This is a genomic window from Frondihabitans cladoniiphilus, assembly GCF_039544345.1.
Lineage (GTDB): Bacteria > Actinomycetota > Actinomycetes > Actinomycetales > Microbacteriaceae > Frondihabitans > Frondihabitans cladoniiphilus.
This window is the reverse complement of record NZ_BAABLM010000014.1, coordinates 23,860-30,510: the sequence shown is the minus strand read 5'-3', so window position 1 is coordinate 30,510 and position 6,651 is coordinate 23,860. Positions and strand designations below refer to the sequence as shown.

The following is a 6,651-nucleotide window of genomic DNA, read 5'->3' as shown; positions in this document are numbered from 1 at the left end:
TAGCGACCCTGGTACCGGTAAGTTCGGAACTACGAACTAGTAACTCCGAGTATGGAACTCGGAGTTACTAACTCGGAAGACCTAACTACTAACTCCGAAACTCGGACTATGGATCAGAGGAAAAGACATGCGCATCGTCTCGGTGGCACAACAGAAGGGCGGAGAGGGCAAAAGTACCCTCACCATCCACCTTGCCGCAGCTCTCGCGGCATCAGGGTCCAGGGTTCTCGTAGTCGACGTTGATCCACAGCGATCAAGCGCCTGGTGGTTCGAGCATGGCCCTGAATTCGCGTTCGACCTCGCGGCTGACACCGACGTAGCCAACCTTTCACGCCTTCGCGAGCTGCCCTACGACGTCGTGTTGGTTGACACGCCTGGGTCGCTCCATGACCTGCCCGTACTCACGGCTGTACTCGACGTCTCCGATTTCGTCGTATTGCCGAGCAAAGCTAGCGCCTTGTCAATCGCTCCACTCACTCGAACCTTGAACGAGCACGTCATCCCGCGCGGCCTGCCGTACCGAGTCCTGGCCAATAAAGTCGATCCACGTCAGAGGGATGGGCGTGGCTACCGGGACGCGCTAGGCCTCTACGACCTCCTGGACGGGGCCGGATACGAGCACTTCCGATCATTCCTCCGCGAGTACAAAATCTACGAGGACGCCGCAGGCGAGGGCATGTCCATTCTCGACTTTCCTGCCAGCTACAGCCGAGCCACAGCGAAAGCCCAAGCAGACCTTTCAGCAGTTACAGCCGAGCTGTTGACTGTTTGGGCCAACAACACGAGCACGGAGAGGACCAGCGCATGAGCGCGAGAAAAAACCTGAGCGCCATGTTGGGTGGGGCTGTGCAGCAGGCCGGCACGATCGATGTCCAAACCGCACAGGAGATCCCGGTGGCGCGGCCGCAGGTCGCGGCCGCGGCGCCGCTCCGCACGAGCAGTAGGGCCGCAAAGTGGTTGTCATTCGAACGAAAAGAGACGAGGCAGCGGCCGGATCAAATCGAGTGGATTGAGGCCAAACGCAAAGATCTAAACGCCATGCGTGGGGGAGAGGGAGAACGTCTGACGGACAACACGCTTATCCGGGTAGCTCTCGACCTTCTCATGCAGCGGGGAGATGACTTGACCGGAACCACAGAGGATGAACTGCGTCGATCCCTGGGCATCGCTCTCGCATCAGATTAGATGTTGCGAGCCCCGGTAACTTGAGCCGCCGCGGAAGCCAGCCCGGTTGTCGAGTTGACAGCAGCTCAACCTCCGGGCACTCTGATCAGCCACGATATGAGGGGTGCGCATGGGCTTCAAAGTAGTAATGAAGTACTCGGACGGGACAGTCGAGGAAGACGACGAAGTCTTCGACACCGAGGGGGAAGCGAACGAATACGGCCTGACCCAGGCCAGTAATTACCAGACCGGTGGGGAAGTTCTGAACCTGTCCAACCCAGGTGACTACCCGCTGGATCCCGACGACACGGCCGATTTCGATGTAATCGAGGTCGACGACTAACAGGGAAAGCCGCCCACGGTCAGCACGTCGACAAACTCCAAGTGAGTGTGCCTTGTTGCGCTTGACGTGCATGGGCGGATTCTTCTCGCAGGGTTTGGTACTCCGCAAGGAGAAGCAGCTGGCCTGCTTCGTCGATTTTCGTCGGCGTGAGCGAACACTATGAGGCCCGGGCGGCGGCGGTTGCTTCAATTCTGTGGCGTTTTAGACCACCATCTAACTCTTGCAGGAGGCTCAGGAGCCCACGGAGCGGGAGATTGCTCGGGCACGTCGTGGTTACCTGTTCACCGACTTCGACGAGGCGCCAAATCCTCAGCTCGGCATCCGGTTCGGCTCTATCTTCGAATTTTGTCTGTTGATCCCGAAGGAAGATGGGCACCGACATGACCAATATATATTGTTTGATCGGTGGTGACCTGGTCGTAGTAGTGGATGCGAAGTTTTTGATGGGCGGACCAGCTGAAGGGTTTGAAGTGCGCCCACATATAGACGTGTTCGGACTCATCAACTGATTTGGGAACTGGAAGAAGGCGGTGGTCGGCCAGACGTGAATCTTTTCGGGTGGAGCTGGTTTCGTCTTGGGCGTGCTTGTTGGGTGGCACATGGAAAGATTCGACTGGACCCGACTGGCAGAAGGAGTGAACATTCGAGTCCCAGGAGCCGGCAAGGCGCGCCGTTCGATAGGACGCGAGAGTCCCGAAGGCATCCCAAGCAGCCTGCAACCCGGCGCCATCCAAGTCGAGGTTGGCCACCTCTTTGATTCTCCGGGCACTGCCCGTGAAGACGAGGCCGTTGGAGCCGAGTCTGGGGTCCGCGAGGAGTCCATCCCAGTCCGTTGGGCACTCGCCGAGTGGGTTAGAGGGCTCGCCTTCGTCCACCCAGCTGTAGGCGCTTACCGGGTCGGTTTCGGCGACTTTTGCGCGTAGAAATGCTGTTTCTCTGACCTGGGAGTTGAAGAGAACTTCGAGACGGTCTCGTTCGAGGCTCAGGTCGCCGTTGTTTACCTGCTCATCGATTAGCAAGTCCTCCAACTCTTCGACCTTGGTCCTTAAATCGTCGTTGTCGCTGAGGAGTTGGGCGATGGCGCCAGTGTCCGGTGTTGTCTGGGTCGCGGCATCCAAGAGTTCCAGCAAGGAGTTCTCTTCGAGGTTCGGTAGCGACAGAAATTCTTGGACATGCTCCAGGCGGTTTACGGCCTCTGCTTGCCTCGCTTCACTAGTTGCAAGCTGGATGCGCAGGAGCGAGATTTCCGTTTCCTCGCGCGAGGCGGAACGGGCGTCTGCCAACTCGCTCAGCTCTGGTGCGGGGGAAACGAGTGGGGCAATTACGGTTATTGTTTGGGGCTGGGATTTGCGAGCAGCCTGGCGTGCTGCAACGCGATCTTGCAATGTGGCAGACACGGGACTGACAGCGGACCTGAGTTCTTGTGCAGCGAATCTGTCGAAGGCACGCGACCAATCCCTTACGGGCGAGGCCAGAGGCACTGGGTGCGTCACCTGGTATTCGCGGACGAAGGACTCGATAATTCGGGCGACTTTGGGTTCAGGGCCGGCCAGCGCGCGCGGAGTTAACCACCTTGCTGCCTGTTCCACCGCCGGGTCCGCCAGGTCGGTGCCCGGGGGATACGTGCGAAGGGTTGCTGTTTGGACTCCTCGGCGGTTGTGGCGACGGTTGAACTCTTGCGCGGAGTTGGGGTCTAGTGACACGACGTGGGCGATCCCCGCGCAGTGTCGAGTCCATCGAGTTACGGCCTTGAGCCATCGATCGAAATCAATTCCGTCTATGGGCGCGGCAACAATGACTGGAAATCTACGATCAGGATGGTTGATCAGGTCTTCGAGTTCATCTATCTGACTCGTGGAGATGTGCTGTGCCGAAGAACGCAGCGGTCCGATGTCCGAAAAATCGACCACGGCGAGAATCCGGTCGGCGACGGCCGGTTTGTCAGTTCGTCTCGAACGGTCAGACGAACTTGCCTGGACTAATAACCATCCGCCATTTGGTCCATCCACTGCCAGAACCGTGACGGTGAATGTGGTTCCGTGATTTGAATTCCAGGCCCTCAGTCGCACTCCGACATCGCGTCCGGCGACGCGGTGAAGTACCTGCACCCGTCGACTTCGATCTGGGTTAGACACGTCGCTGTCTTTTGACAGGTCTACCTCTAAATGAAGCCGTTCTCGCGCCCACGAAGCAAATTCGTGCAGTGCTTGATCGAGCCATCCATGAGGCGCGTCTGCCGTCCAGAACGCTTGGTAATCAAGACCGGATAAGGGCCCAACTTTTTCGGCCTCTGATTGATCAAGCGTCTCTATTCCAAAAGTCATCGTCGCCCCCCAATTTCCATTTCTCCCTTGCTCAACTTACGCGATGTGCTGGCCTCGGGAGACCTGTCCAGAGACGCTCAATTTTGACTTGGTAGCTCGCGCTAGCAAGTTCCGAGACGGAGCCTGTGTCCCATATTCCTAGGGAAATGGGATGTCCCACGCCTCTTCAAATCGAGGCTCGAATTTTCCCGAGTTTCTGCGACACCCCAATTCTCATAACTATGTGCCGAAAGTGTCTGCTTGACTTGGCGTAGTCATGGTTAGTTTTGGGACACGTGGAGGTTGTCGTTGGGAAAGTTGATCGGGTATGCCCGGGTGTCGACGAAGCAGCAGGACACGGATCGGCAGCAGGCCGACTTGCTCGCTGCGGGTGTTCGTCGAGACGACCTCTATGTCGATCACGGGGTCTCGGGTGCTCGAGCGTCGAGGCCGGCCTTTGATCGGGCTCTCGATGCAATTCATGACGGAGACACTCTTGTGGTGACGACGCTGGATCGTCTCGGGCGCTCGACGCAGAACATGCTCGACTTCGCCGAAGCCCTCCGTGCCAGGTCGGCAGGCCTTCGGGTGTTGAATCTTGGGGGAGGGGACGTGGACACGTCGACGCCGATGGGGTCGATGGTGTTCACGGTGATGTCGGCTTTGGCGCAGATGGAGCTCGACATCAAACGGGAACGGATCACCGACTCCGTGGCGAAGCGGCGCACCTCGGGCGGCGACCTTGGCGGTCGCCCTCAGAAGGTCACCGACCGGCAGATCCAGAACGCGATCCGTCTGATCGATGGGGGAGAGGCTGCGGCGGGTGTGCTCCGAGATCTCGGGCTGTCGCGGTCGACGTTTTACCGGCGTGCTCGGGAGATCAGTCGTGTCAGTTCCTGAGCTCGACCTTCAGCGGATCAAGAAGTGGTGCGTCGCTGAGACGTCGCCTCTGCACGCGGACGAGTTGCGGGTGGAGGCGGATGTGACGGCGACGGCGGTGACAATCGTGGAGACCCGGCCGCCATGGGATGGCTCGGCTGGTGAGTGGACGAGGTTTCCCATCGCCCGCCTCCGCTACACGGCAACGACAAGGCAGTGGACCCTCTACTGGCGTGACCGGCACCTTCGGTTCCATCGCTATGACCGGGTGCCAGCAACCCGGCACGTGCAGGAGCTACTCGACGTCGTAGCGGACAGCGGCGACCCCATCTTCTGGGGATGACCGCCCCTGCTCCTTGGTGCCGCGGGGGCTCACATCTAATGCTGCAAGCGGCCATGGGGACGGGATGCGTCGAATAAGGCGTGCTTCCGCTTATTGTCTGTTTGGACACCCTCGATGGAGAGGGTCACTAACTGGGGGGTTCTATGTACATTCGACGCGTCACAGTCGAGAACGTGAAAAGTTTCCGAGCGGAAACATCCTTCGATCTCGGACCGGGAGTCAATTACTTCGTCGGGGACAACAACGGCGGCAAATCGACCGTTCTCGAAGCGTTGCTGTTCCTCTTCGAGGGACCAACAGCCACGAAGTGGACGCCAGACGCGTTCTATTCGACCAAGGCAGAAGGCCCTACCCGTGTTACGGCCGAGATCGCCGGGGAAGTCGAGGCGCTGGTCACCCAAGAAAAATTCGCCCTTCTCAAAGATTTTGTCTTCGAAAGCGACGGCGAAACCATCCTCCGCCTCGAGCGCAGCAGCGACGACCGGACCATCATCCAAAACGGCAAGAGCAAGAACGTCAACGTGAAAGCGGTCTGTTTCTGGCACCCAGAGCACAAGCAGTTCGAGAACGTGACCGGTATCGACGCCAAGGTCAAGGCGATGTTCGATTTCGAGGCGATCTGGGCCGATGCCCAACCAGGTGACCACATCGACTTCGCCAATACGAAAACCCTAGGCAGGTTGCTGGATGCCGCGTTCCAGAGATTCGCCCAGACAGACCGGTGGGGTCGGCTCGTGACGGCCCATCAAAACGCCTTTGCGCCGGACGACGACGAGTCGTTCCTGGTCGAGACGAAACGGCTGGCCGCCGACATTAAGACACTTGTTGACGAACAATACGGGCACGCGGCCATGCGCTTCGAGTTCACTCTGCCAGACCCCTCCGTGTTCATGAAACAAGGTCGCCTGCACGTCGATGATGGGGCCGGAGAGACCCCAGTAGAGGGAAAAGGGTCAGGAATGCAGCGAGCGATCGCTCTCGGCATCATCCAGCTCTACGCAAAGTCGGAAGCGCTCGGCGACCAAGACAACCCGACACCACTGATCTTGATGCTGGACGAGCCAGAAACGTGGCTCCATCCCACCGCGCAACTCCGCCTCGGGGATGCGCTAAGCGCTATCGGCGAGAAGGAGCAGGTGTTCATCATCACCCACTCGCCCTACCTAATCCGCAAATTCGACAGCACAAGGCACCAGCTCGCCGTCATCGCTGGGCAGGGTGCCGATCGTCGGATCGACACCTCGACGACGTTCGGCCTTTTCGGCGTCGGCGAACCCACGTGGGGCGAGATCAATTACCGGGCCTTCAATATTTGTAGCCACGAATTCCACAACGAGCTCTACGGCCACATCACAAGGCACGTCGAAACCGCGAAAGCAGATAGTTCGTCGGCTAAAGAAGGAGAGCTCGACGATTTCCTGCTCGCGGAGGGGATCGCCAAATCAAAAACGTGGCTACGTCCCAGCGGGTCCTCTACGTCCAGAACACTCACGGTCTACATCCGCAACACCATCCATCATCCCGAAAATGGCCTCAATGCACCGGTCACCGACGCGGAGCTCCGGGCGTCGACGGATGCCCTGGTAGCCATCGTTGAACGCCTGCAGAAGTAGGCTGTC

7 protein-coding genes are annotated in these 6,651 nt (G+C 58.9%); 6 read left to right on the top strand and 1 reads right to left on the bottom strand.

The features are described 5' to 3' along the window. The first annotated feature begins 127 nt into the window (after nt 1-127). The 3 genes from ABEA39_RS18790 to ABEA39_RS18780 all read left to right on the top strand — a co-directional run bounded on the left by ABEA39_RS18790 (nt 128) and on the right by ABEA39_RS18780 (nt 1,507). Entirely contained in the window at nt 128-808 is a 681-nt protein-coding gene (locus tag ABEA39_RS18790; protein ID WP_345377508.1) for a ParA family protein, read from the top strand. Beyond that, nucleotides 805-1,185, top strand: coding sequence for a hypothetical protein (locus tag ABEA39_RS18785; RefSeq protein ID WP_345377507.1), 381 nt, complete (start codon nt 805-807; stop codon nt 1,183-1,185). Before ABEA39_RS18790 ends, ABEA39_RS18785 begins: the two co-directional genes overlap by 4 nt. Nucleotides 1,186-1,312: 127 nt before the next feature. After that, nucleotides 1,313-1,507 (top strand): hypothetical protein, encoded by a 195-nt coding sequence (locus tag ABEA39_RS18780; RefSeq protein ID WP_345377506.1) that lies wholly within the window; start codon nt 1,313-1,315, stop codon nt 1,505-1,507. Nucleotides 1,508-1,839: 332 nt separating this feature from the next. On the opposite strand, the gene ABEA39_RS18775 is transcribed toward ABEA39_RS18780, so the two are convergent. After that, a complete protein-coding gene (locus ABEA39_RS18775; protein WP_345377505.1) occupies nt 1,840-3,831 on the bottom strand; it encodes a hypothetical protein in 1,992 nt (663 codons plus the stop codon). 288 nt (nt 3,832-4,119) lie between these two features. On the opposite strand from ABEA39_RS18775, the gene ABEA39_RS18770 reads away from it, so the two are divergent. The 3 genes from ABEA39_RS18770 to ABEA39_RS18760 all read left to right on the top strand — a co-directional run bounded on the left by ABEA39_RS18770 (nt 4,120) and on the right by ABEA39_RS18760 (nt 6,645). Continuing rightward, complete coding sequence (locus ABEA39_RS18770) at nt 4,120-4,710, top strand: recombinase family protein (protein WP_345377504.1); 591 nt, start codon at nt 4,120-4,122, stop codon at nt 4,708-4,710. Next, entirely contained in the window at nt 4,613-5,032 is a 420-nt protein-coding gene (locus tag ABEA39_RS18765) for a DUF3024 domain-containing protein (RefSeq protein ID WP_345377503.1), read from the top strand. Before ABEA39_RS18770 ends, ABEA39_RS18765 begins: the two co-directional genes overlap by 98 nt. Nucleotides 5,033-5,175: 143 nt before the next feature. Further along, nucleotides 5,176-6,645 carry an ATP-dependent nuclease gene (locus tag ABEA39_RS18760; protein ID WP_345377502.1) on the top strand — a complete coding sequence of 490 codons (1,470 nt, stop codon included), beginning with the start codon at nt 5,176-5,178 and terminating at the stop codon, nt 6,643-6,645. The last annotated feature ends 6 nt before the right edge of the window (nt 6,646-6,651 follow it).

What these genes read in the sequence shown, in the direction of transcription:
- ABEA39_RS18790 (WP_345377508.1), top strand. Translation starts at nt 128, where the DNA reads ATGCGCATCGTCTCGGTGGCACAACAGAAGGGCGGAGAGGGCAAAAGT.
- ABEA39_RS18760 (WP_345377502.1), top strand. Translation starts at nt 5,176, where the DNA reads ATGTACATTCGACGCGTCACAGTCGAGAACGTGAAAAGTTTCCGAGCG.
- ABEA39_RS18775 (WP_345377505.1), bottom strand. Translation starts at nt 3,831, where the DNA reads ATGACTTTTGGAATAGAGACGCTTGATCAATCAGAGGCCGAAAAAGTT.
- ABEA39_RS18785 (WP_345377507.1), top strand. Translation starts at nt 805, where the DNA reads ATGAGCGCGAGAAAAAACCTGAGCGCCATGTTGGGTGGGGCTGTGCAG.
- ABEA39_RS18780 (WP_345377506.1), top strand. Translation starts at nt 1,313, where the DNA reads ATGAAGTACTCGGACGGGACAGTCGAGGAAGACGACGAAGTCTTCGAC.
- ABEA39_RS18765 (WP_345377503.1), top strand. Translation starts at nt 4,613, where the DNA reads ATGGGGGAGAGGCTGCGGCGGGTGTGCTCCGAGATCTCGGGCTGTCGC.